At 71.0% G+C, this 23,010-nt stretch carries 20 protein-coding genes; 9 read left to right on the top strand and 11 right to left on the bottom strand.

Going from position 1 to position 23,010, the window contains the following annotated elements; translation table 11 throughout:
- Positions 1-30 precede the first annotated feature (30 nt).
- From NBY69_RS07435 to NBY69_RS07420, 4 genes are read right to left on the bottom strand one after another with little or no spacing between them, the layout of a single operon-like run.
- Positions 31-999, bottom strand: coding sequence for a complex I subunit 1 family protein (locus NBY69_RS07435; protein WP_250299188.1), 969 nt, complete (start codon positions 997-999; stop codon positions 31-33).
- A complete protein-coding gene (locus NBY69_RS07430) occupies positions 996-2,234 on the bottom strand; it encodes an NADH-quinone oxidoreductase subunit C (protein ID WP_250299187.1) in 1,239 nt (412 codons plus the stop codon). Before NBY69_RS07430 ends, NBY69_RS07435 begins: the two co-directional genes overlap by 4 nt.
- Positions 2,231-2,857, bottom strand: coding sequence for an NADH-quinone oxidoreductase subunit B (locus NBY69_RS07425; protein WP_250299186.1), 627 nt, complete (start codon positions 2,855-2,857; stop codon positions 2,231-2,233). Before NBY69_RS07425 ends, NBY69_RS07430 begins: the two co-directional genes overlap by 4 nt.
- Positions 2,848-3,270, bottom strand: a complete 423-nt coding sequence (locus NBY69_RS07420) for an NADH-quinone oxidoreductase subunit A (RefSeq protein WP_250299185.1) — start codon at positions 3,268-3,270, stop codon at positions 2,848-2,850. The genes NBY69_RS07425 and NBY69_RS07420 overlap by 10 nt, the downstream gene beginning before the upstream one ends.
- Positions 3,271-3,471: 201 nt before the next feature.
- On the opposite strand from NBY69_RS07420, the gene NBY69_RS07415 reads away from it, so the two are divergent.
- From NBY69_RS07415 to NBY69_RS07395, 5 genes are all read left to right on the top strand, one after another.
- Entirely contained in the window at positions 3,472-4,638 is a 1,167-nt protein-coding gene (locus NBY69_RS07415; protein ID WP_250299184.1) for a sensor histidine kinase, read from the top strand.
- 188 nt (positions 4,639-4,826) lie between these two features.
- On the top strand, positions 4,827-6,161 hold the full coding sequence (locus NBY69_RS07410; protein WP_250299183.1) for a sensor histidine kinase: 1,335 nt from the start codon (positions 4,827-4,829) through the stop codon (positions 6,159-6,161).
- Between the two features lie 314 nt (positions 6,162-6,475).
- Positions 6,476-7,135 carry a response regulator transcription factor gene (locus tag NBY69_RS07405; RefSeq protein WP_250299181.1) on the top strand — a complete coding sequence of 220 codons (660 nt, stop codon included), beginning with the start codon at positions 6,476-6,478 and terminating at the stop codon, positions 7,133-7,135.
- Positions 7,136-7,421: 286 nt separating this feature from the next.
- Positions 7,422-9,377, top strand: coding sequence for a 2-oxoacid:acceptor oxidoreductase subunit alpha (locus NBY69_RS07400; protein ID WP_250299179.1), 1,956 nt, complete (start codon positions 7,422-7,424; stop codon positions 9,375-9,377).
- Positions 9,370-10,467, top strand: coding sequence for a 2-oxoacid:ferredoxin oxidoreductase subunit beta (locus NBY69_RS07395; RefSeq protein ID WP_250299177.1), 1,098 nt, complete (start codon positions 9,370-9,372; stop codon positions 10,465-10,467). Before NBY69_RS07400 ends, NBY69_RS07395 begins: the two co-directional genes overlap by 8 nt.
- 132 nt (positions 10,468-10,599) lie before the next feature.
- Here NBY69_RS07395 and NBY69_RS07390 read toward each other — a convergent pair whose 3' ends face one another.
- Positions 10,600-10,974 carry a helix-turn-helix domain-containing protein gene (locus tag NBY69_RS07390; RefSeq protein ID WP_250299176.1) on the bottom strand — a complete coding sequence of 125 codons (375 nt, stop codon included), beginning with the start codon at positions 10,972-10,974 and terminating at the stop codon, positions 10,600-10,602.
- A 120-nt stretch (positions 10,975-11,094) separates the two neighbouring features.
- Here NBY69_RS07390 and NBY69_RS07385 point away from each other — a divergent pair, with 120 nt between their 5' ends.
- Both NBY69_RS07385 and rarD read left to right on the top strand, forming a co-directional pair.
- Positions 11,095-11,949, top strand: coding sequence for an SDR family oxidoreductase (locus tag NBY69_RS07385; RefSeq protein WP_250299174.1), 855 nt, complete (start codon positions 11,095-11,097; stop codon positions 11,947-11,949).
- Positions 11,950-12,140: 191 nt separating this feature from the next.
- Positions 12,141-13,160 (top strand): EamA family transporter RarD, encoded by a 1,020-nt coding sequence (gene rarD, locus NBY69_RS07380; protein WP_250299173.1) that lies wholly within the window; start codon positions 12,141-12,143, stop codon positions 13,158-13,160.
- Between the two features lie 18 nt (positions 13,161-13,178).
- Here rarD and NBY69_RS07375 read toward each other — a convergent pair whose 3' ends face one another.
- The 5 genes from NBY69_RS07375 to NBY69_RS07355 all read right to left on the bottom strand — a co-directional run bounded on the left by NBY69_RS07375 (position 13,179) and on the right by NBY69_RS07355 (position 18,698).
- Positions 13,179-13,760 carry a TetR/AcrR family transcriptional regulator gene (locus tag NBY69_RS07375; RefSeq protein ID WP_250299169.1) on the bottom strand — a complete coding sequence of 194 codons (582 nt, stop codon included), beginning with the start codon at positions 13,758-13,760 and terminating at the stop codon, positions 13,179-13,181.
- Positions 13,761-13,983: 223 nt separating this feature from the next.
- Positions 13,984-14,976 (bottom strand): ABC transporter permease, encoded by a 993-nt coding sequence (locus NBY69_RS07370; protein ID WP_250299168.1) that lies wholly within the window; start codon positions 14,974-14,976, stop codon positions 13,984-13,986.
- Complete coding sequence (locus tag NBY69_RS07365; RefSeq protein ID WP_250299165.1) at positions 14,963-15,928, bottom strand: ABC transporter ATP-binding protein; 966 nt, start codon at positions 15,926-15,928, stop codon at positions 14,963-14,965. The genes NBY69_RS07370 and NBY69_RS07365 overlap by 14 nt, the downstream gene beginning before the upstream one ends.
- A gap of 226 nt (positions 15,929-16,154) precedes the next feature.
- Positions 16,155-17,423 (bottom strand): DUF2092 domain-containing protein, encoded by a 1,269-nt coding sequence (locus NBY69_RS07360; RefSeq protein ID WP_250299163.1) that lies wholly within the window; start codon positions 17,421-17,423, stop codon positions 16,155-16,157.
- Positions 17,424-17,687: 264 nt separating this feature from the next.
- Positions 17,688-18,698: a polyprenyl synthetase family protein gene (locus NBY69_RS07355; RefSeq protein ID WP_250299162.1), complete on the bottom strand. Its 1,011-nt coding sequence runs from the start codon at positions 18,696-18,698 to the stop codon at positions 17,688-17,690.
- A gap of 177 nt (positions 18,699-18,875) precedes the next feature.
- On the opposite strand from NBY69_RS07355, the gene NBY69_RS07350 reads away from it, so the two are divergent.
- Positions 18,876-20,390: a peptide MFS transporter gene (locus tag NBY69_RS07350; RefSeq protein ID WP_250299160.1), complete on the top strand. Its 1,515-nt coding sequence runs from the start codon at positions 18,876-18,878 to the stop codon at positions 20,388-20,390.
- Between the two features lie 12 nt (positions 20,391-20,402).
- The gene (locus tag NBY69_RS07345) at positions 20,403-22,397 is read left to right on the top strand and encodes a CocE/NonD family hydrolase (RefSeq protein WP_250299158.1); all 1,995 of its coding nucleotides are present in this window, start codon (positions 20,403-20,405) and stop codon (positions 22,395-22,397) included.
- 108 nt (positions 22,398-22,505) lie between these two features.
- On the opposite strand, the gene NBY69_RS07340 is transcribed toward NBY69_RS07345, so the two are convergent.
- Positions 22,506-22,946: a GNAT family N-acetyltransferase gene (locus NBY69_RS07340; RefSeq protein ID WP_250299151.1), complete on the bottom strand. Its 441-nt coding sequence runs from the start codon at positions 22,944-22,946 to the stop codon at positions 22,506-22,508.
- Positions 22,947-23,010 lie beyond the last annotated feature (64 nt).

Genomic DNA, 23,010 nt, shown 5'->3' with positions numbered 1-23,010 from the left:
GCGGGCGGTTGGGCGGGAGTGGAGCAGCCACTAGCTGATCGCCACCTTCACGATGCCGGTGAGCGCGATCTGCGCGAGGGTGAGCGGGATGAGTACGGTCCAGGCCAGCTTCTGGAGCTGGTCCTCGCGCAGCCGCGGGTAGGTCACCCGGAGCCAGATGACACCGAAGGCGAGCACGCCCGTCTTCAGGAGCATCCAGAACCAGCCGAGCCCGTCGCTGCCCCACGGCCCGTGCCAGCCGCCGAGGAACAGGACGGCCGTGAGGGCGGACAGCACGACGATGCCCGCGTACTCGGCGAGCAGGAACAGCGCGAACCGCAGCCCCGTGTACTCGGTGTACGCGCCGAAGATGATCTCCGAGTCGGCGACCGGCATGTCGAAGGGCGGGCGCTGGAGTTCCGCGAGGCCCGCCGTGAAGAAGACCAGACCGCCGACGATCTGCCACGGGATCCACCACCACGCGAACGCGTCGAGGATGCCGGGCAGCGAGACCGTACCGGCCGCCATCGCGACGGAGGCCGCGGCGAGCAGCATCGGCAGTTCGTACGCGAGGAGCTGCGCGGCGGTACGGAGTCCGCCGAGGAGGGAGAACTTGTTGGCCGACGCCCAGCCCGCCATGAGCGAGCCGAGTACGCCGACGCCCAGCACGGCGAGCACGAAGAAGATGCCCGCGTCGACGACCTGGCCGACGGCGCCCTCCCCCGGCCCGATCGGAATCACCAGCACGACGAGCAGATACGGCAGGAGCGCGACGGCGGGCGCGAGCTGGAAGATCCGCCGGTCGGCGTCGGCCGGGACGATGTCTTCCTTCTGCGCGAACTTCACGCCGTCCGCGACGAGTTGCGCCCAGCCGTGGAATCCGCCCGCGTACATGGGTCCGAGGCGGCCCTGCATGTGGGCCATGACCTTGTGCTCGGTCTGCCCGACGACGAGCGGCAGCACGAGGAACACGACAAAGACGATGACCAGCCGGATGGCGACGCCGAGTACGTCGTTCACGCGGTATCGCCTCCGGCGCGGGGATCGGGGTCAGCGGGGTCGGGCGTGGGGTCGGGGTCAGGTTCAGGGGCGGTGGCAGTGCCGGTGCCGGGGTCGGTCTCCGGTTCCGGTTCCGGTTCCGGTTCCGGGGTGGCGCCGGGTCCGGCCTTCGCTCCCGGCTCCGGGGTCGTGCCGGGTTCCGTTTCGGCTTCGGCTTCGGTATCGGTATCGGCCGGTGTGCGAGGCGGGGTTGCCGGAGCCTCGGCGTCCGTCGGGTCGAAGGTGGGCCTGGCGTTGCGCCAGGGCGCGTCGTCGCTGCCCGCCGGGGTGGCGCCCTGCGGTGCCCGCTGGGACGTGGATCCCTCGGACACGCTGCGGCTCCGCCGCGGGGACGCGGGTGCTGCCGGGGGCGGGGTTCGCGGCGCCTCGGATGACCGGTCCGCAGGAGCCTCGGCCCCCTGGGGTCCGGCCGCCCGGGTACCGGCCGCCCGCGTCTCCACCGTCGGGGTCTCCGTCGTCGGCGTCTCCGCCGGGGTCTCCGTCGACTGGCTCGCCGAGCCCTCGCTCACGCTGCGCGCGCGACGTACCGGGCGGTCGCCCGCCGCCCGCGCGGCACGGGCCGGGCGGGTCGGAGCCGGTGGGAGCTGGCCCTTCTGCGGGCCCCATTCGTTGGGGTCGGGAACACCGGGCGGCAGCATCTGACGGCGCTTGGCCCCACCAGCGGCCCCACCAGCGGCCCCACCGGCTGCGTGTCCGGCAGACGACTCCCCCGGCTCCTTCGCTCCGGGCCACGCCTTCGCGACCCGGGCCGCGAGGACGAAGTCCTTGCGCAGCGGGTGGCCCTCGAAGTTCTCGGGCAGCAGCAGCGGCACCAGGTGCGGATGGCCAGTGAAGGCGACGCCGAACATCTCGTGCGTCTCACGCTCGTGCCAGCTCGCGCCCGCGTAGACCTCGACGGCGGACGGCAGCACCGGCTCGGAGTGCGGGACGGTGGTGCGTACGAGCAGACGGCGGACCGTACGGCCCTCGAGCGCCACCACGTGGGCGCAGACCCGGAAGCCGGTGCCCGGTTCGTCGACGGCGCTCAGCCAGTCGAAGTAGGTACAGCCGAGCCGGTCCCTGGCGGTCTCCAGCGCGGAGATCCACGAGGCGGCCGGGACGTCGACGGTCAGCAGGTCGTAGCTGTGCTCGGCGGTGGCGTCCGCGCCGAAGAGTTCGGTGACGGCTTCGGGCAGCCGGTCGTACGCGTGCGTCACCGGCCGGCCCCCGGCGCCGTCGGCGGGGTGATGAGGCCGCTGGTCAACTGGGCGGTGGTGGGCGCGGAGTAGCGCTCGCCCAGGGATTCCCTGGCGATCTTCTCCTGGAGTTTCAGGATGCCCTGGAGCAGCGCCTCGGGACGCGGCGGGCAGCCGGGCACGTACACGTCGACGGGGATGATCTGGTCGACGCCCTTGGTCACCGAGTACGAGTCCCAGTAAGGGCCGCCGCAGTTGGAACACGCGCCGAAGGAGATGACGTACTTCGGCTCGGGCATCTGCTCGTACAGCCGCTTGACCGCCGGGGCCATCTTGTCCGTGACGGTGCCGGAGACGATCATCAGGTCGGCCTGGCGCGGGCCCGGTGCGAACGGGATCACGCCGAGGCGGATGAAGTCGTGGCGGGCCATCGAGGCGGCGATGAACTCGATCGCGCAGCAGGCGAGGCCGAAGTTGAAGACCCACAGGCTGTACCGGCGGCCCCAGTTGAGGACCACCTTCATGGGCTCGGGCGCCAGCCGGGAGAGCACGCCCAGGCGTTGCGGTGCGGCGGACGGCGCCTGCCCGGCGGCGGGGCCGCTGCTGGACACCACGGGCAGTTCGGCCGGGTTCGTCACGTCCATTCGAGGACGCCCTTCTTCCATGCGTAGAGCAGTCCCACGGCCAGGAAGCCGAGGAAGATGAACATCTCCACCAGCGTGGCCGCCCCGTACCCGCTGGCCGCGAAGACCGTCGCCCACGGGAAGAGGAAGATCGAGTCGACGGCGAAGATCACGTAGAGGAAGGCGTAGACGTAGTAGCGGACCTGGGTGTGGGCCCAGCCCTCACCGACGGGGTCGACCCCGCACTCGTACGTCAGCAGTTTCTCCGGCGTCGGCACCACGGGCCGCAGCAGCCGTCCGGCCCCGAAGGCCACGGCGACGAAGAGCACACCGACGACCGCGAGCACGCCGACGACCGCGTAGGTGTGGAAATATCCGGTGTGGTCCGCCGCGAGATCCGTGTGGTCCGCCGCGAGAACGGTGGGTCCCGGCACGTCCGCCCCTCGCTCCCTGCGCCCTGTTCGTCGCCTCGTCCGTCACATTCGTCGCGTTCGACGATCCGTACGCACGGGAGTCTAGGCCCTGCTAAAGACTTGGTAAGCAAGTGGATCGGGCACAGGGGGTGGGGTTATCCCTACTTCATCCCACCCAGCTACCCCATGGCATCCGCCCCCGAGGCCCGGCAGGCTTGACACATGACCGCGACGAACTCCCGCCCGCTCGACTCCGACCGGCCGCCGCCCGTGCGCTTTGCGTTCGAGCGGCACACCTGGAAGGAGATCGCGCATCTCCTGTCCAATCTGCCCACGTCCCTGGTCGGATTTATTTACGTCGTGTTCATGGTTGCCACCGGCAGCGGCCTGGCGGTCACCGTCGTCGGGCTGCCGATGCTCGCCGCCGGACTGCTCGGCGCCCGTCAGCTCGGCAAACTGGAGCGGGCCCGCGCCAGGGCGCTACTCGGTGTGCGGGTGGACGAGCCGAGCCGTCTGGTCACCGGGGGCGGCGGGTTCTTCAACCGGCTGTGGGCGGGCCTGAAGGACCCGGTGGGCTGGCGGACGGTGCTGTACGAGTTCATCCGGCTGCCGTGGGGGGTGCTGACGTTCGCCGTGGTCATGCCGAGTCTCTTCGTGCTGTGGCCGGTCCTTCCGTTCATCGCACGGGGGCTGACCAACGTCGACCGGGCGATGGTCCGCGGCCTCCTCTCGCCCTCCGACGAACTGGAGCGCAGGATCGCCGAGCTGGAGTCCGACCGCGGGGTGGTCGTGGACACCGCGGCGGCCGACCTGCGCAGGATCGAACGGGATCTGCACGACGGGGCGCAGGCCCGGCTGGTCGCGCTCGCCATGGGGCTCGGCCTGGCCAAGGAGAAGCTTCTGGAGGATCCGGACGCCGCGGCCGTGATGGTCGGAGAGGCGCACGGCGAGGTGAAGCTGGCCCTTCAGGAGCTGCGCGATCTGGCCCGGGGCATCCACCCCGCCGTACTGACCGACCGCGGCCTGGACGCCGCACTCTCCTCGATCGCCTCGCGCTGCACGGCGCCGGTGAAGGTCAGCGTCGATCTGACGGAGCGGCCCGCCGAGGCCATCGAGGGGATCGCGTACTTCACGGTCTCGGAGCTCCTCCAGAACGTCAGCAAGCACGCCCGGGCGCGCTCCGCGTCCGTCGAGGTGTGGCGCTCGGCCGACCGGCTGCTGATCCAGGTCCAGGACGACGGGCGCGGTGGTGCGCGGATGGACGGCGGTACGGGTATGGCGGGGCTCGCCGACCGGCTCGGCGCGGTCGACGGCCTCTTCGTGCTGGACTCGCCGGTCGGCGGACCGACCACGGTGACGGCGGAACTGCCCTGGCGGGACCGCGGCTGAGCCGTCCCGGCCGCCGTACGCCGTATCCCGGCCGGCCGCATTCCTGCGGTCTCTCCGGCCCCGGACCAGGGGGTGGGGAAAACCCCCGGTCGAAGACGGTGCTCCGCCTCATGGTCCACGCCTCCCCGGCCCAGCACCATGGACGTGTAACCAAGACACCAGCCAGCCGAGCAGGAATGGACGACGCCATGGCCACGGATTACGGCATTCGCACCCGGGACCACCGTGTGCCTGCGGCGCTGCGGGCACCGTTCGAGGGGCGCACCTGGCGCGAGTTCGGGTATCTGCTGCTGTCGCTGCCGATCAGCATCGTGATGTTCTCCTTCGGGATCACGATGTTCTCGGCGGGGGTCGGCCTGGTGATCACCTTCCTCGGCATCCCGTTGCTCGCCGTCGGGCTGGCCGCCTGCCGCGGCTTCGGGGCGATGGAGCGGGCCCGCGCGCGGGCGCTGCTGAGGGCCGATGTGCGGGACCCGGCTCCCGTGCGGGGCAGGACCGGCGGCGCGATGTCGTGGGTGGGCGCCGTCCTGAAGAGCGGGGCGTCCTGGCGTCACCTCGTCTACTCGCTGGTGCACTTCCCGTGGGCGGTCTTCGCCTTCGTGGTGTCGGTGACGCTGTGGACGACCGGCTGGGCGACGCTGACGTACCCGCTGTGGCAGTGGATCTTCCCGGCCTACACCCACCAGGGCGGCATCCAGCTGTACGGCGACGGGGCGCACAACGTCTACCTGGACAACCCCCTCGAGATCGGCCTGACCAGCCTGACCGGTCTGGTCTTCGTCCTCGTCACCCCCTGGGTGATCCGCGGGCTGGCCTCCGTGGACCGGCTGCTGGTGGTGGGGCTGCTCGGCCCGTCGCGGCTGGACACCCGGGTGACGGAACTCGAATCGGACCGCGGGGTGGTCGTGGACACCGCGGCGGCCGACCTGCGCAGGATCGAACGGGATCTGCACGACGGGGCGCAGGCCCGGCTGGTCGCGCTCGCCATGGACCTGGGCCTGGCCAAGGAGAAGCTGACGGCGGACCCGGAGGCGGCGGCGCGGATGGTCGACGAGGCGCACGGCGAGGTGAAGGTCGCCCTTCAGGAACTGCGTGACCTGGCCCGGGGCATCCACCCGGCCGTACTGACCGACCGCGGCCTGGACGCCGCACTCTCCTCGATCGCCTCGCGCTGCACGGTGCCGGTGCAGGTCGAGGTGGACCTGCCGCACCGGCCGGCCGCCGCCATCGAGGGCATCGCCTACTTCACGGTCTCCGAGCTCCTCCAGAACGTCAGCAAGCACTCCCGGGCGACCCGGGCGACGGTGGACGTCTGGCAGGTGGAGAACCGGCTCATGCTCCAGGTCACCGACAACGGCCGCGGCGGCGCCGGCGGGCCCGGCGACGACTCGGCGGCGGGCACCGCGGGCAGCGGTCTCGCGGGGCTGGCGGAGCGGCTGGACGCGGTCGACGGGCTGCTGGTCGTCGACTCCCCGGTGGGCGGCCCGACGAGCATCACCGCCGAACTGCCCTGGCGCGGCTGAGCGCGTCCCGGAAGCACCGCCGTCCGACCGGGCCCGGCCCCACGGCCCACCGCCCGCTGTCCCGCACCGGCCGTCCCGCACCGGCCGTCCCGCACCGGCCGTCCACGTGACGAAGCCCCGAAGGTGACGTAGCCCCGAGGTGATGAACTCCGGGGAATATCGGATACTTTGTCCCTCGCTCGGCGCGATTGCGAGCGGGGGATCCGATACTTCCCCCTCGGCCCCCGCCCACACCGGCACCGATGCTGGGATGCTGGTGCGAGCAGGGCGGACATCATCATCAACTGGGGGGCTTCAGCGTCGTGGAGGACAGAGTGCGTGTGGTCATCGCCGAGGATTCAGTGCTGCTGCGGGAGGGCCTGACCCGGTTGTTGACCGACCTCGGTCACGACGTGGTCGCAGGCGTGGGGGACGCGGAGGCGCTGATCAAGACGATCGCGGACCTCGCGGCGCAGGAAGCACTGCCGGATGTGGTGGTCGCGGACGTCCGGATGCCGCCCACCCACACCGACGAGGGCGTACGGGCGGCCGTACGGCTGCGCAAGGAGTACCCGGGCATCGGGGTCCTGGTCCTCTCGCAGTACGTGGAGGAGCAGTACGCCACCGAGCTGCTGGCCGGATCCAGCCGGGGCGTCGGCTATCTGCTGAAGGACCGGGTCGCCGAGGTCCGGGAGTTCGTGGACGCCGTGGTCCGGGTGGCGCAGGGCGGGACCGCGCTCGACCCCGAGGTGGTGGCACAGCTGCTGGGCCGCAGCCGCAAGCAGGACGTCCTGGCGGGACTGACGCCGCGCGAGCGCGAGGTGCTGGGGCTGATGGCCGAGGGGCGTACGAATTCCGCCGTCGCCAGGCAGCTGGTGGTCAGTGACGGAGCGGTCGAGAAGCACGTCAGCAACATCTTCCTGAAGCTCGGCCTCTCGCCGAGTGACGGGGATCACCGTCGGGTGCTCGCGGTGCTGACCTACCTGAACTCCTAATTACCTGACACCCTGTCAGATATCGAGGTCGCGGCCCCGCGGCGATGCCGGACGGGGCGGGACCTAGAACCAAAGGATGAGTACCGGCGCCCCCTCCCCGAGGGGGCGCCGGGGGGCCGGGGGACGGTTCAGTCATGACAAACCGGGGCAATCCACTGCATCGGAATGGTGTCCGCTCTATGAGCCCTCAAGGGAAGGCCACCCTTACCGACGTAGGGTGGGATCCGGTGCGCCCGGCCAGCCGGGCCCGTCCGAGCAGCCGCCTCGACGAGGGAGGTCCAGTTCAGTGACCAGCCAGGTCAGTAGCCCAGCCGAGCAGGCCGATGAGGCCGATGAGGCCCTTCTCGGGGAACAACGTGCCCCTTCTGTCGGCAAAGAGGGCTCCGACGCCAAAGAGGTACGCCGACTGAATCGGGTGATCATCCGGTTCGCGGGGGACTCGGGTGACGGGATGCAGCTCACCGGCGACCGCTTCACCTCGGAGACCGCGTCGTTCGGGAACGACCTGTCGACGCTGCCGAACTTCCCCGCCGAGATCCGCGCGCCCGCAGGTACCCTGCCGGGCGTCTCGTCGTTCCAGCTGCACTTCGCTGACCACGACATCCTCACCCCCGGCGACGCACCGAACGTGCTGGTCGCGATGAACCCGGCGGCGCTGAAGGCGAACATCGCCGATGTGCCGCGGGGCGCGGACATCATCGTGAACACGGACGAGTTCACCAAGCGCCCGATGGCGAAGGTCGGTTACGCGACCAGTCCGCTGGAGGACGGGTCGCTGGAGGCCTACCAGGTCCATCCGGTGCCGCTGACGACGCTCACGATCGAGGCGCTGAAGGAGTTCGGCCTGCCGCGCAAGGAGGCCGAGCGCAGCAAGAACATGTTCGCGCTCGGGCTGCTGTCGTGGATGTACCACCGGCCGACGGAGAACACCGAGCGGTTCCTGCGGACGAAGTTCGCGAAGAAGCCGCAGATCGCCGAGGCCAACGTCGCGGCGTTCCGGGCGGGCTGGAACTTCGGGGAGACCACCGAGGACTTCGCGGTCAGCTACGAGGTCGCCCCGGCCACCAAGGCCTTCCCGACCGGGACCTACCGCAACATCAGCGGGAACCTGGCCCTGTCGTACGGGCTGATCGCCGCGGGCCGCCAGGCGGACCTGCCGCTCTACCTCGGCTCGTACCCCATCACCCCGGCGTCCGACATCCTGCACGAGCTGTCCAAGCACAAGAACTTCGGTGTGCGGACCTTCCAGGCGGAGGACGAGATCGCGGGGATCGGCGCGGCGCTGGGCGCCGCGTTCGGCGGGTCGCTGGCGGTCACCACCACGTCCGGTCCGGGTGTGGCGCTCAAGTCGGAGACGATCGGTCTCGCGGTGTCGCTGGAACTGCCGCTGCTGATCATCGACATCCAGCGCGGCGGCCCCTCCACCGGGCTGCCGACCAAGACCGAACAGGCGGACCTGCTCCAGGCGATGTACGGGCGCAACGGCGAGGCACCGGTCCCGGTGATCGCGCCGAAGACGCCCGCGGACTGCTTCGACGCCGCCCTGGACGCGGCCCGGATGGCCCTGACGTACCGGACCCCGGTGTTCCTGCTGTCCGACGGGTACCTCGCGAACGGCTCGGAACCGTGGCGCATCCCGGACACCGGTGAACTCCCGGACCTGCGGGTCCAGTTCGCCACCGGGCCCAACCACGAGCTGGCCGACGGGACCGAGGTCTTCTACCCGTACAAGCGCGACCCGGAGACCCTCGCCCGCCCCTGGGCGGTCCCCGGCACGCCCGGTCTGGAGCACCGGATCGGCGGGATCGAGAAGCAGGACGGCACCGGGAACATCTCCTACGACCCGGCCAACCACGACTTCATGGTCCGCACCCGGCAGGCCAAGATCGACAACATCGAGGTCCCCGACCTGGAGGTCGACGACCCGGACCACGCGACCACGCTGGTCCTGGGCTGGGGCTCCACCTACGGCCCGATCACTGCGGCCGTCCGCCGGCTGCGCACCGAGGGCACCGCCATCGCGCAGGCCCATCTGCGCCACCTCAACCCCTTCCCGGGCAACCTCGGCGAGGTGCTGAAGCGGTACGACAAGGTCGTGGTGCCCGAGATGAACCTGGGCCAGCTCGCCACCCTGATCCGTGCGAAGTACCTGGTCGACGCGGTCTCGTACAACCAGGTCAACGGAATGCCGTTCAAGGCTGAGCAGCTCGCCACGGCCCTCAAGGAGGCCAACGATGCCTGAGATCGACTCGCCGCAGGGCCACGGGCAGCCGGGTGGCGCAGGGAACGACCTGCTCCAGCTGGTGCCGAAGGCCGAGGCCAAGCAGTCCATGAAGGACTTCAAGTCCGACCAGGAAGTCCGCTGGTGCCCCGGCTGCGGCGACTACGCGGTCCTCGCCGCCGTCCAGGGCTTCATGCCCGAACTCGGCCTGGCCAGAGAGAACATCGTCTTCGTCTCCGGCATCGGCTGCTCCTCCCGATTCCCGTACTACATGAACACCTACGGGATGCACTCCATCCACGGCCGCGCCCCGGCCATCGCGACCGGACTCGCCTCGTCCCGGCGGGACTTGAGTGTCTGGGTGGTCACGGGTGACGGCGACGCGCTGTCCATCGGCGGCAACCACCTCATCCACGCCCTGCGCCGCAACGTCAACCTCAAGATCCTGCTGTTCAACAACCGGATCTACGGGCTGACCAAGGGTCAGTACTCCCCCACCTCCGAGGTCGGGAAGATCACCAAGTCGACGCCGATGGGCTCGCTCGACGCACCCTTCAACCCGGTCTCGCTGGCGATCGGCGCCGAGGCGTCGTTCGTCGCCCGTACCGTCGACTCCGACCGCAAGCACCTCACCAGCGTGCTCCGCGCCGCCGCCGACCACCCGGGCACGGCCCTGGTGGAGATCTACCAGAACTGCAACATCTTCAACGACGGCGCCTTCGAGGTCCTCAAGGACAGGGAGCAGGCCCAGGAGGCGGTGATCCGTCTGGAGCACGGGCAGCCGATCCGCTTCGGTGCCGACGGCGCGAAGGGTGTCGTACGCGACCACGCGACCGGCGACCTCCAGGTCGTGGCGGTCACCCCGGAGAACGAGTCGCAGATCCTGGTCCACGACGCGCACGCCACGTCACCGACCACGGCCTTCGCGCTCTCCCGGCTGGCCGACGCCGACACGCTGCACCACACCCCCATCGGCGTCCTCCGTGACGTCGAGCGCCCGGTCTACGACACCCTGATGTCCGACCAGCTGGAAGCGGCCGTCGAGCAGAAGGGCAAGGGCGACCTGGCCGCTCTGCTCGCGGGCGGCGACACCTGGACGGTCGCCGGATAGCGCGTCCGACTGCTGTTCCCCGGGGCCCGGTTCTGCTGTGTCAGGACCGGGCCCCGTCGTATGCCCTCACGGTCAGGACCGGACCGGTCGTACGCCCCGCGAGCAGGACCGGACCGTTCGCACGCCCCGTGATCAGGACCGGGCGCCGTCGTACGCCTCGCGCGCCTCGGCCACCTCACCGACCCGCCGCTCGGTCCAGCGGGCCAGCTCCCAGACCTGTTCGGCGGCCTCCCTGCCGAGCGGGGTGAGCGTGTAGTCGACGCGCGGCGGGATGACGGCCTGGGCGTCGCGGCGCACGAAGCCGTCCCGCTCCAGGGTCCGCAGCGTCTGGGCGAGCATCTTCTCGCTGACCCCGCCGACCTCGCGGCGCAGTTCGCTGAAGCGGTACGAGCGCTCCAGGAGCGCGGCGAGCACCAGCACCCCCCAGCGGCTGGTGACGTGCTCCAGGATCAGCCGTGAGGGGCACATCTGCCGGTTGACGTCGGGCCTCTCGTTGCTTACGTCCATGCCAGTACCTTACTTCAAAGTGGGCACTATCCCCTGGTTAGTACCTGCCGTAGGGTGAGTGACAGACACCGCACAATGCCATCAAAAGCACCACACCTCACCAAAAGGGAGACAAGCGCCATGAGCATCGTCGTCACCGGAGCCACCGGAGCCCTCGGCCGTCTCGTCATCGACGAGCTGCTCGCCCGGGTCCCCGCCGAGCAGGTCGCCGCAGTCGTCCGCGACAAGGAGAAGGCCGCCGGCCTGGCGGCGCGCGGCGTGGAGCTGCGCATCGCCGACTACGACGACCCCGCGAGCCTCACCGGCGCCTTCCGCTCCGGCGACCGTGTCCTCCTGATCTCCGGCAGCGAGGTCGGCAGGCGGGTCCCGCAGCACACCGCGGTCATCGAGGCGGCGAAGGCGGCGGGCGTCGCGCAGCTGGCGTACACCGGCGTACTGGGCGGCCCCGACGCCGACTTCCAGCTGGCCGCCGAGCACAAGGTCACCGAGCAGCTGATTCTCGACTCCGGGCTCCCCCACACCTTCCTGCGCAACGGCTGGTACACCGAGAACTACACCGCCAACCTGGCGCCGGTCCTCGCACACGGCGCGGTCGTCTCCAACGCCGGTGAGGGCCGGGTCGCCTCCGCCGCCCGCGCCGACTACGCGGCTGCCGCGGCTGCCGTCCTCGTCTCGGACGGGCACCTGGGCAAGGTCTACGAGCTGAGCGGCGACGTCGCCTGGTCGTATCCCGAGTACGCCGCCGAGGTCGCGAAGGCCTCCGGCCAGGAGATCGGGTACCGCAACGTCCCGGCCGCCGCACACCAGGAGATCCTGGTCGGCGCCGGGCTGCCCGAGGAGTTCGCGGCGATCCTGGTGGACGTGGACTCGGCCATCGAGCGCGGCCTGCTGGCCGCCACCAGCGGTGACCTGGCCCGGCTGACCGGCCGCCCCACCACCCCGATCGCCGTCTCGATCGCTGCCGCCCTGGCCTGAGCCCGGCCCTGGTCCGAGCCCCGTCCGGGTCCCGTCCGGGTCCGAGCCACGCCTCCGTCCGAGTCCCGGCCGGGGCGGTCATGACAGCCCCGGCCGCGGCTGTCATGACCGTATGGCGACACGGGCATGACACACGGGCCCTCCTCCCCTTACCTTCGACACGTTGTCGGAACACTTCCAGGGGAGGGCCCGTGAAGGGGACCAGCGAGCAGCGGACAGGTTTCCTGAACGGCGTTGTCGCGTACGTGCTGTGGGGCCTCGTGCCCATGTTCTGGCCGCTGCTCAAGCCCTCGGGCGCCATGGAGATCCTCGCCCACCGCATGGTGTGGTCCCTGGGCTTCGTCCTGATCGCGCTGCTGCTGATGCGCCGCTGGGCCTGGATCGGGGAGCTGGTCCGCGACCGCCGCAAGCTGGGCCTGATCGCGGTCGCCGCGGTGGTGATCAGCGTCAACTGGGGCGGCTACATCTGGGCCGTGAACAACGGCCAGGTCGTCGAGGCCTCCCTCGGATACTTCATCAACCCGCTGGTCACCATCGCCATGGGCGTCCTGCTGCTCGGCGAGCGGCTGCGCCCGGCCCAGTGGGCGGCCGTCGGCACCGGTGTCGCGGCGGTCCTCGTCCTGGCGGTCGGATACGGCAAACCGCCGTGGATCTCCCTCATGCTGGCCTTCTCCTTCGCCACCTACGGGCTGGTCAAGAAGAAGGTCAACCTGGGCGGCCTGGAGTCCCTGGCGGCCGAGACGGCGGTGCAGTTCCTGCCCGCCCTCGGCTATCTGCTCTACCTGGCCGCCAGCGGCGAGGCCACCTTCGGCACCCCCGCCCACGGCGCGCTCCTCGCCTCCACCGGACTGGTCACCGCGATTCCCCTGATCCTCTTCGGCGCCGCGGCGATCCGGGTCCCGCTCTCCACGCTGGGCCTGCTCCAGTACCTGGCCCCGGTCTTCCAGTTCGGTCTCGGCATCCTGTACTTCCACGAGGCGATGCCGCCCGAGCGGTGGGCCGGCTTCGGGCTGGTGTGGCTGGCGCTGACCGTACTGACCTGGGACGCGCTGCGTAACGCCCACCGGACGCGGGCGCGGGCGGCACGCCTGAAGGCCGAGGCGCGGGCGGCGAAGCCGCAGGCACCGGAGCGGACCCCGGAAGAGCCATCGGCGTCCGCTCCCACGTCGTCCGCGGAAACCGCGTCCTCGTCCACGGAAACCGCTTCCTGACCGCGTCCGGACGCAGGGTCAGCCGCCGAGCGCCTTCAGGACATGGGCGATGAGCCGGGTGAGTTCATCGGCGTCGTACGTGGGCCGACGCAGGGTGTGGCGGTAGTAGAGCGGGCCGTACAGCATCTCCACCGCCAGCCCGAGGTCCGTGTCCCGCGGCAGCACCCCCTGCTCCTGGGCGCTGCGCAGCCGGGCGGTGGCCAGTTCGAGGCGCGGCCCGATGAACACGTCCTGCACGGTCCTGGCCAGGTCGTCGTCGTACTGGATCTCGGTGAGGACCCCGGCGTACGCGGGGCCCAGCGGCGGATGGGCCAGCAGCCCCACGACCGCACTCATCTGGGCGTGCAGATCGGCGGCCAGATCGCCGGTGTCGGGGAACGGCCTGGACCCGATGACCGCGGCGTCGATCGCTTCCAGCACCAGTGCGCCCTTCGACGGCCACCAGCGGTAGATCGTCTTCTTGCTCACTCCGGCTCGGGCCGCGATCCCTTCGACCGTGACACGGGCGTACCCGCGTTCGGTGCAGAGCGCGAGGGCCGCCGCGAGAATCGCCTGCTGTGATTTCCCGCTGCGACGCGCGGGGTTGGGCCTGAGGTTCACCGGATGAGTCTATTCACCGGGGTGGCGGCCGGACGCTACGGAGCGTGTTGACAGGGGAAGTTCCACATCCGACAATGAGCGCCGGGGAAACGGTACGTGTCGTGTCGGGCCGCGTCGGGGGACGGCTTCTCGGTACGGCACGTGCCCTCCCTGTGCCCGCGGTCCGGGCGGTCCCCCGCGGTTCCGGCGGCGCCCCGCGGTTCCGGCGGCGCCCCGCCGCCCCTCATGCGGCGATGTCCTTCGCGGTGAACCGCGCCCAGGCCGCCGAGCCGAACACCGCCGCGTACAGCCCTTGCAGATCGAGGTTCCTGACCACGTCGTCCCAGTAGACCGGCGCGCGCAGCAGGTCCGCGAAGGACAGCCAGTAGTGCGGGAAGAGATACGGCTGCACCGCGTCCAACTGCGGGACGGTGTCCAGGATCTGCACGGTGATCAGCAGACCGACCGTCGTGGCCATCGCGGCGATCCCGCTGTTGGTGAGGGTGGAGACGAACAGCCCGAGCGAGGCGACCCCGACCAGCGAGGCGGCGACGACGAGCGCGATCAGCGCCGCGCGGCCGAGGCCGTCGGCGAAGGAGATCTGCGTGCCGGAGATCGTCGTGACGTCGCCGAGCGGGAAGAGCAGGGCGCCCACCGCCAGCGCGGAGAGCGCCACGACGAGGGTCGCCGCCAGGCAGAAGGCCAGCGCGCAGACGTACTTGGCGAACAGCAGCCGGGTCCGGCCCGCCGGGGCGACCAGCAGATAGCGGAGCGTACCGGCGTTCGCCTCGCCCGCGACCGCGTCGCCCGCGACGACGCCGACCGCCAGCGGCAGGAAGACCGGGAGGGTCGCCGCGAGGGCCGCGAAGACCAGGAAGAGACCGTTGTTGGTGACGTCCGTGAGGAAGGCCGGGCCGTCGCTGCCGGTGCCCGCGGCCGAGCCCTTGCCCGTCTCCAGTTTCACGGCGATACCGATGAGGACGGGGACGGCCGCCAGTACGGCGAGCAGCGCCAGGGTGCGCCAGCGGCGGAAGGTGGTCGTCAGCTCGGAGCGGAAGAGACCGAGCGACCTGCGGAGTCTCCCGGCGGCGCGCGCACCCGACCCGGCCTGCGCAACGGTCGGGTCACCTGTCGTAGCGGGCGCAACGGTCGGGTCGCCCTGCGTGTCGGTCGCCCTGCCCGCGCCTCCGTCGGCGATTCCGGCCCCGCTCCCGTCCACGGGCTCAGCCTGCGACATCGAATCCCTCCCCGGTGAGTGCGACGAAGGCGTCTTCGAGCGAGGCACGTTCGACGCCGAAGGATCTGACACGGACACCGCCCCGTACGAGTGCGGCGTTCAGGTCCGCCAAGTCGGTCCCGTCGGACGGTGGTTCACCGGTGACCCGGTCGCCGGTGGCGGTCACGCCGGACACCCCCAGCTCCGTGAGCACCCGGACGGCCTCCCCCGGGTCGGGGGTGGAGACGGCGAGCCGGCCACGGGTCGCGAGCTCGCCGACCGGGCCCTGGGCGAGCAGCCTGCCCCGGGCCATCACGGCGGCGTGGGTGCAGACCTGCTCGATCTCGTCGAGGAGATGGGAGGAGAGGAACACGGTCGTACCGTCGTCCGCCAACTCCCGTACCAGGGACCGGATCTCGCGCATGCCCTGCGGGTCGAGGCCGTTCGTCGGCTCGTCGAGCACCAGCAGTCCGCGCGGCTGGAGCAGCGCGGAGGCGACACCGAGGCGCTGCTTCATGCCGAGCGAGTACGCCCTGGCCTTCTTGCCCGCGGCCGGGGCCAGCCCGACGCGGTCGAGGGCGGCGTCGACACGGGCCCGCCGGGTGCGCGGGTCGGCCTCCGGGTCGGCGGAGTCGTAACGGATGAGGTTGTCACGCCCGGAGAGGAACCCGTACAGCGCGGGCCCCTCGATGAGCGCACCCACCCCGGGCAGTACGGCGCGGGCGGCGCGCGGCATCGGGCGGCCCAGCAGGCGCACGGTCCCGGAGGTCGGCTCGATGAGGCCGAGCAGCATCCGGATGGTGGTGGTCTTGCCGGAGCCGTTGGGCCCGAGGAAGCCGAAGACGCTGCCGTGCGGGACCGTGAGGTTCAGCTGGTTCACGGCGAGTTGGCCGCCGCGGAAGCGCTTGGTGAGGGCGCGGGTCTCGATGACCGCAGCCCCGGCCGGGTCCGGTCGGGCTGTTGAGGCCGGCATGGCGGTCCTCCCGTCGTTCGGTGCCCGTACAGGCTCTCAGGCCGGGGCGTGTCGTCGAACCGCAGTCCGCCGCGCGGCGCCGATCTGCCCGCAGGGTTGGTGCGCCGGGATTCGGGTCCGGCGACCGGCCGGACAGGCCCCAGGACTTGGGCAGCTGCCCGGGTGGTCCGGGAACGCGGCCGGGGCGGCGCCGCGTACTGCGACACCGCCCCGGCCCTCAGGCTTCCTACTTCGCCGCGTCGGCGGCCTTCACCAGTCCCGCCTTGTCGACGGTTCCGACGAACATCTTCCCGTCGTCCGTCAGCAGCGCGTTCACCAGCCGCGTGTGGAACACCGTGCCCGAGCCGAACGAGCCCGTCACCTTGTCCCCCAGCGAGCCCAGGAACTTCTCCGCGCCCGCGGGGGCACCGCTCGTGCCCGTGCTCCCGGCGCTCGGCAGGCCGGGGATCCCGGCCGCGCTGCCGGCGTCCAGCTGCACCACCGACGTCCAGCCCTTGCCGAGGACTTCCGTCCCCAGGCCCTTCGCGCCCCCGGGCAGGCCCTTGGAGTCCCCCGGCAGGGCGGACATCGGGCCGCTGTCCTTCGGCGCCTTGCCCAGGTCGCTGCCCTCCGTCACCTTCGCGCCCTTCGGCGGAGTGAAGGTGAAGGACGAGGCCGACGGCTTCGCGAAGCTGACCTTGGTGAAGCCGACGTCGATGGCGGCCTTGCCACCGTCGGACGGGGTGAGCGTGAACTTGAGCGGGGTGCCGTTCTTCGCGTCCACCGCGATCCGTACGGATCCGATCGTCGAGCCGGACTGCTTCGGCTTGATGAGCAGTTGGTACGCGTCCTGCCCGGCCACCTGCGTCGTGCCGTCGACGGTCACCGAGGTCGTCGGACCGGCCGCCTTCAGCACCTCGTCGGCGAACGCCTTCGGGGTGGCGGGGAGCTGGTCCTTGCCGTCCCGGTGGGCGCGCCGGTCCTTCGCCGTGGCCGACGGCTTGTCGCCCTTGGAGTGGTAGACCTCACCGGACTTGCTGTCGTACGCCCAGACCTGGTCACCGTTGTGGATCAGGCTGTACTCGGCGGCGCTGCCCAGGAGGGAGACCCGCTGCCGGTCGGGGCCGTCGACGGCCACCCGCAGGGTGTGGGTGCCCGAGGCGAGTTCCATCGCCTTGGACTGCGGGTCGGCGCTCGCTCCGCCGTCGCCCCCGGCCGCGTCCTTCAGGAACGAGTCGGCCATTCCGCCCAGCGACGGGATGCCCAGGTCCGCGCTGACCTGGACGGTGCCGGACAGCTGCTGGGTGTTCGACGCGGCGATCTTCTCGATGAGCTGCTGGGCCGTGATCTTCGGCAGGTTCGGGTCTCCCGAGCTGGCGAGCGCCGGGACCAGACCGATCGTCACGGCAGCCACCCCCGCCACCGCGACCGGGAGGAAGTAACGCGCCGCCTTCCGGCGGCCGGCGGTCAGGTCCGTGGCCTCTGCGGTGTCCTGCGCGCTGTCGTTCGGTGCCATGTGTGCCCTACCTCCGTGATCGGCGGCGATCCGTCCGGTTGCTCTCGTCCACCCCCGCGCCGCCATTCTCACCCGAATTGGTGGGGCGTGGTGGTTCCATCCCACCAAATCCCCCGGCGCTCCGCGTCACCCCGCGGGAGCAAGTCCATGTACCCCTCGGGTATGACAACCGACGGCGCCGGTCCCCCGTCCCCGTAGGGGCGTTGAACCGGCGCGGGTCGCAGAGCGGCCGTAAGGGCGACCGGATGTGCCGGTGCGGATCCGTCAGCCGACGCGGTGCACCACGGCGCCGCAGAGTTCCTCCAGCGCCGTCTTCGCGAAGCACTCCCGCAGCGGCGCGAGCGAGGCCCGTGCCTCCTCCGCGTACCGCACGGTGTCCTGCCGGGCCTGTTCCAGGGCCGGGTGAACCCGCATCAGCCGCAGCGCCTCGGCGTGCCTGACGTCGTCCGTGAGGTCGCCGTCGAGCAGTTCGACCAGGGCCAGGTCGTCCGGCCGGCCGTGGGCGGCGGCCTGGGCGCGCAGCCGCAGCACCGGCAGGGTGGGGATGCCCTCGCGCAGATCGGTGCCCGGGGTCTTGCCCGACTCGTGGCTGTCGCTGGCGATGTCCAGTACGTCGTCGGCCAGCTGGAAGGCCATGCCGAGCCGTTCGCCGTACTGGGTGAGGGTGTTCACCACGCTCTCGTCGGCGCCGGACATCATCGCGCCGAAGCGCCCGGACACGGCGATCAGCGAGCCGGTCTTGCCCGACAGGACGTCGAGGTAGTGGTCGACCGGGTCGCGGCCGTCCCGCGGTCCCGCGGTCTCCAGGATCTGACCGGTCACCAGACGCTCGAACGCCTCGGCCTGGATGCGTACGGCCTCCGGGCCCAGGTCGGCCAGGATGTGCGACGCGCGCGCGAAGAGGAAGTCGCCGGTGAGGACCGCGACGGAGTTGTCCCAGCGCGCGTTGGCGCTGTCCACCCCGCGGCGCACTTCTGCCTCGTCCATCACGTCGTCGTGGTAAAGCGTCGCCAGATGTGTCAATTCGACCACTACGGCAGAAGGTACGACTCCGGGTGCATAAGGGTCGCCGAACTGGGCAGCGAGCATCACGAGAAGCGGACGAAAGCGCTTACCCCCAGCCCGTACCAGATGTTGCGCGGCCTCCGTGATGAAAGGGACCTCGCTCTTGGTGGCATCGAGCAGCCCGGCCTCGACAGCCGCCAGTCCGGCCTGGACATCGGCGTCAAGTGCCTGGTCCCGCACCCTCAGCCCGAATGGCTCGACGACGGTCACGAGGGGATCTCCTGTCTGCTGACGATCACACGGATTGTCGATGTGTCGCTGTCCGCACTCAAGGCAGCGTATCCGGTCCGCTTTCGATCACCATGAGCGCCTGCCCGCCCACCCCGAGCGCATACCGAGCGTGACCGGTATGTTCAAAACACCTCGATTTGAAATGGAGCAGCACCTTTGTCCGGAACAGAGCCGCAGCCGGGACTGACGCCACCGGCTCAGCCCCCGACGCAGCCGGGCGACGACCATTCCTTCTTCGGCCAGCCACGGGGTCTGATGACCCTGTCCGGCCTGGAGATCTGGGAGCGATTCTCGTTCCTCGGAATGCAGGCCATTCTCGTCCTCTACTTCACGGCCACCGTGGCGGACGACGGCCTGGGCATGTCGCCGGGCGCGGCTGCCTCCGTCTCCGCCGCCTACGGCACGCTGGTCTATCTGGTGTCGGTGGCGGGCGGCTGGCTCGCCGACCGCATTCTCGGCTCGTACCGCGCCGTCCTGTACGGCGGCATCCTGATCGCCGTCGGCCACTACTCGATGGCGATCCCGACGGCCGCCATGACCTGGGTGGGCCTCGGGCTCATCTCGCTCGGCACGGGGCTGCTCAAGCCCAACGTGGCCACCCTGGTCGGCAAGCTGTACCGCACCGAGGACCAGCGCCGGGACGCCGGCTTCGCGCTGTACTACATGTGCATCAACATCGGCGCGTTCCTCGGTCCGCTGATCACCGGCTGGCTCGGTGACCACAAGGGCTGGCACTGGGGGTTCTCCGCCGCGGCCGTCGGGATGACGCTGGGCCTGATCCAGTACGTCCTGGGGCGCCGCCACATCGCGGGCCGCTCCGACTCCGCCGAACAGGCGCTGCCGCCCGCCGCGATGCGCCGCGCGGTCAGGCTGATCGTCGGCGGGTGCCTGGCGGTCGCCGTGGTGGCCGTGATCCTCGGGCTGACCGGCTGGCTGACCCTGGACCGCACCGTGGACGTGCTCACCGTCGTCTCGGTGGTGGCGCCGATCATCTTCTTCGCCGTGATGTTCCGGAGCCCCCGGGTGACCCGCGCGGAGCGCGCCCATCTGCGCCCCTACATCGTCCTCTTCCTCTCCTCGGTGGTCTTCAACTTCATCCTCTTCCAGGCGTACTCGACGATGATCCTGCTCGCGTCGACCAACGCCAAGACGGAGATCTTCGGCTTCCACTTCCCGGCCAGCTGGTACGCCTCCGCGCTCGGCGCCTTCGAGGTGGCGCTGGCCCCGGTGGTCGCCGCCCTCTGGGTACGGATGGGCAAGCGCCAGCCGCACGCCTCCAACAAGATCGCGATCGGCACCATCCTCGGCGGTCTCTCCTTCCTGATCATGGTTCCGGCCACTTCCGGCCGTACCGGCACCGACTGGCTGATGTCCGTCTGGTGGATCGTCGGCTCGTACGCCCTGCTCGGGCTCGGCGACATCCTGGTGGAGACCTCGGGCATGTCCGCCACCACGAAGCTCGCCCCCGCCGCCTTCGCCAGCCAGACGATGGCCCTCTGGTTCCTGTCGCTGGCCCTGGCCAACGGCATTCAGGCCCAGATCGTGAAGCTGTACGGCGAGGTCTCCGACCCCGCGTACTTCGGGGTCAACGGCGCCATCGCCGTCGTCGCCGGACTCGCGGTCGTCGCCGCAGCACCCTGGCTCAAACGCACCATGCACCCCGTCCACTGAGGAGCGCCTGCCGTGGCTCGAATCCGCACCGACTTCCCGTACGAGACCCGCCGCGAGGACGTCTGGATCCCCCTCCCGGACGGCACCCAGCTGTACGCCAGGATCTGGCGCCCGATCAGTGAGGAGCCGGTCCCGGCACTGCTCGAATACCTCCCCTACCGGCTCAGCGACTGGACCGCGCCGCGGGACTGGCAGCGGCACCCCTGGTACGCGGGCCACGGTTACGCCTCCGTACGGGTGGACGTGCGCGGCCACGGCAACTCCACCGGCATGCCCGGCGACGAGTACGACGCGCAGGAGCTGGCCGACGGGGTCGCCGTCGTGAACTGGCTCGCCGAGCAGCCGTGGTGCACCGGCAAGGTCGGCATGTTCGGCATCTCCTGGGGCGGCTTCAACTCGCTCCAGATCGCGGCCCTCGCACCCGAACCGCTCAAGGCGATCGTGACGGTCTGCTCGGCCGACGACCGCTACGACAACGACGTCCACTACATGGGCGGTTCGGTGCTCGCCGTGGACATGCACGCCTGGGCGGCGACGATGCTCGCCTTCGTGTGCCGGCCGCCGGACCCGGCACAGGTCGGCTCCGTGTGGCGGGACATGTGGCTGCGCCGGCTGGAGGCCGTGGACCCCTTCATCCACACCTGGCTCGCCCATCAGACCCGCGACGCCTACTGGAGGCACGGCAGCGTCTGCGAGGACTACACGGCCATCGACGCGGCGGTGCTCGCGGTCGGCGGCTGGCACGACCCGTACCGGGACACCGTCCTGCGGCTGGTCGAGCATCTGGACCCGTCGCGGGTCCGGGGGCTGATCGGCCCGTGGTCGCACCAGTACCCGGACCGCGGGCTGCCGCCGGGCCCGGCCATCGGCTTCCTCCAGGAGACGCTGCGCTGGTGGGACCACCACCTCAAGGGCGAGGACACCGGTGTCATGGAGGAGCCGCTGCTCCGCTCCTGGATCAGCGAGTCGCACCCGCCCGCGACGGTGTACCCGGAGCTGCCCGGCCGCTGGGTCGCCGACACGGCCTGGCCCTCGCCGCACGTCACCCCGGTCTCGTACGCGCTCCAGGGCGACCCGATGGTGGTGAGGTCCCCGCAGCAGACCGGCCTGGACGCGGGGCGCTTCTTCCCCTTCGGCAACGACGCCGACCTGCCGCCGGACCAGCGGGACGAGGACGCGAAGTCCGTCTGCTTCGAATTCCCGGTCCGCCAGGCGCCGATCGAGATCCTGGGCCGGGCGAAGGTCCACCTCTCGGTGCGCTCCGAGGTCCGCACCGGCCAGGTGATCGCCCGGCTCTGCGACGTGGCACCGGACGGCTCCTCCACCCTGGTCACCCGGGGGGCGCTCAACTTCTCGGCCCGGCACGGCCGGGACCGCGCGGACATCTGGGAGCCGGGCACCACCGAGACGGTCACCTTCGAACTCAACGGCGTGGGGCACACCTTCCCGCCCGGCCACCGCATCCGGCTGTCGGTCTCCTCCGCGTACTGGCCGTGGATCTGGCCCCAGCCGGACTCGGCGCACGGCTGGACCCTGGACCCGGCGGCCTCGACGATGGAACTACCGGTCCGCGCGCACACCGAGGACCACATCACCTTCGAGGAGCCCGAGCAGTCGGAAGCGCTCGCGGTGGTCTACCCGGACGACCAGGAGGAGCGCCCCGAGCGGCTGGTCGTACGCGACGTGGCGAAGGGGACCTGGCGGCTGGAGGTCGACCCGCGCTACGGCGGCACCCGGATCTACCCGGACGGGCTGGAGTTCAGCGAGGACGCGCTGGAGACGTACACGATCAACGAGTCGGACCCGCTGTCCGCGCACACCCGCTCGGACTGGTCGATCCGCCTGCACCGCCCGGAGACGGGCTGGGACGTACGGGTCAGGACGCGCTCCGAGATCACCTGCGACGCGGCGGTCTTCATCACGTCGAACGAGGTGATCTGCGAGGACGGGGACGAGGTCGTGTTCCAGCGGTCGTGGGAGCGGCGGATCCCGCGGACGGCGGGGTAGGACCAGGTACGGCGGGGCGCGGCCGTCCCCTTCCCGGGGCGCCCGTTGCCCCGCTGCTTCCTGACGGAGCGCCTGTCGCCCCGCCGCGCGGCACCTGCCCCCTGCGTGTCACACCGGCTCGAACGCGTACCGGTAGACGTTCGACTCCCGCCGCCGGAACCCCACCCGTTCGTACAGCCGGTTCGCCGCTTCCCTGGAGGGCCGCGACGTGAGGTCGACCGTGCGCGCCCCGGCGGCCTCGGCCACGCCGAGCGCGTGCTCGATCAGCGCCCTGCCGACTCCGTGGCCGCGAGCGGCGGTGTCGACCACCACGTCCTCCACATGGGCCCGCCGACCGGACGGCAGCGGGGACACCACCAGGGTCAGCGTTCCGGCTACCTCGCCGTCGACCCGCGCGACCAGCAGCGTCTGGGTGTCGACGGAGGCCAGTGCCGCCAGCGCCTCGCGGTCCAGCGGCCGGGCCGTGGACGACAGTTGCGGAAGGAGGCGGGTGAACGCCCGCACCAGTTCGTCGGTCACCTCGTGCACGGCTTCGATCTCTACGCTCATGCGCGGGATCCTCGCACGGCGGGCGCACCCGCCCGGAGCGTTCATCCGGAGCACCCGCCGGGAG

The sequence above is a fragment of the Streptomyces sp. A 4/2 genome (genome assembly GCF_940670765.1).
GTDB lineage: Bacteria > Actinomycetota > Actinomycetes > Streptomycetales > Streptomycetaceae > Streptomyces.
Note: the sequence above shows the minus strand (reverse complement) of the source record. Positions and strands in the feature narration are given on the sequence as shown.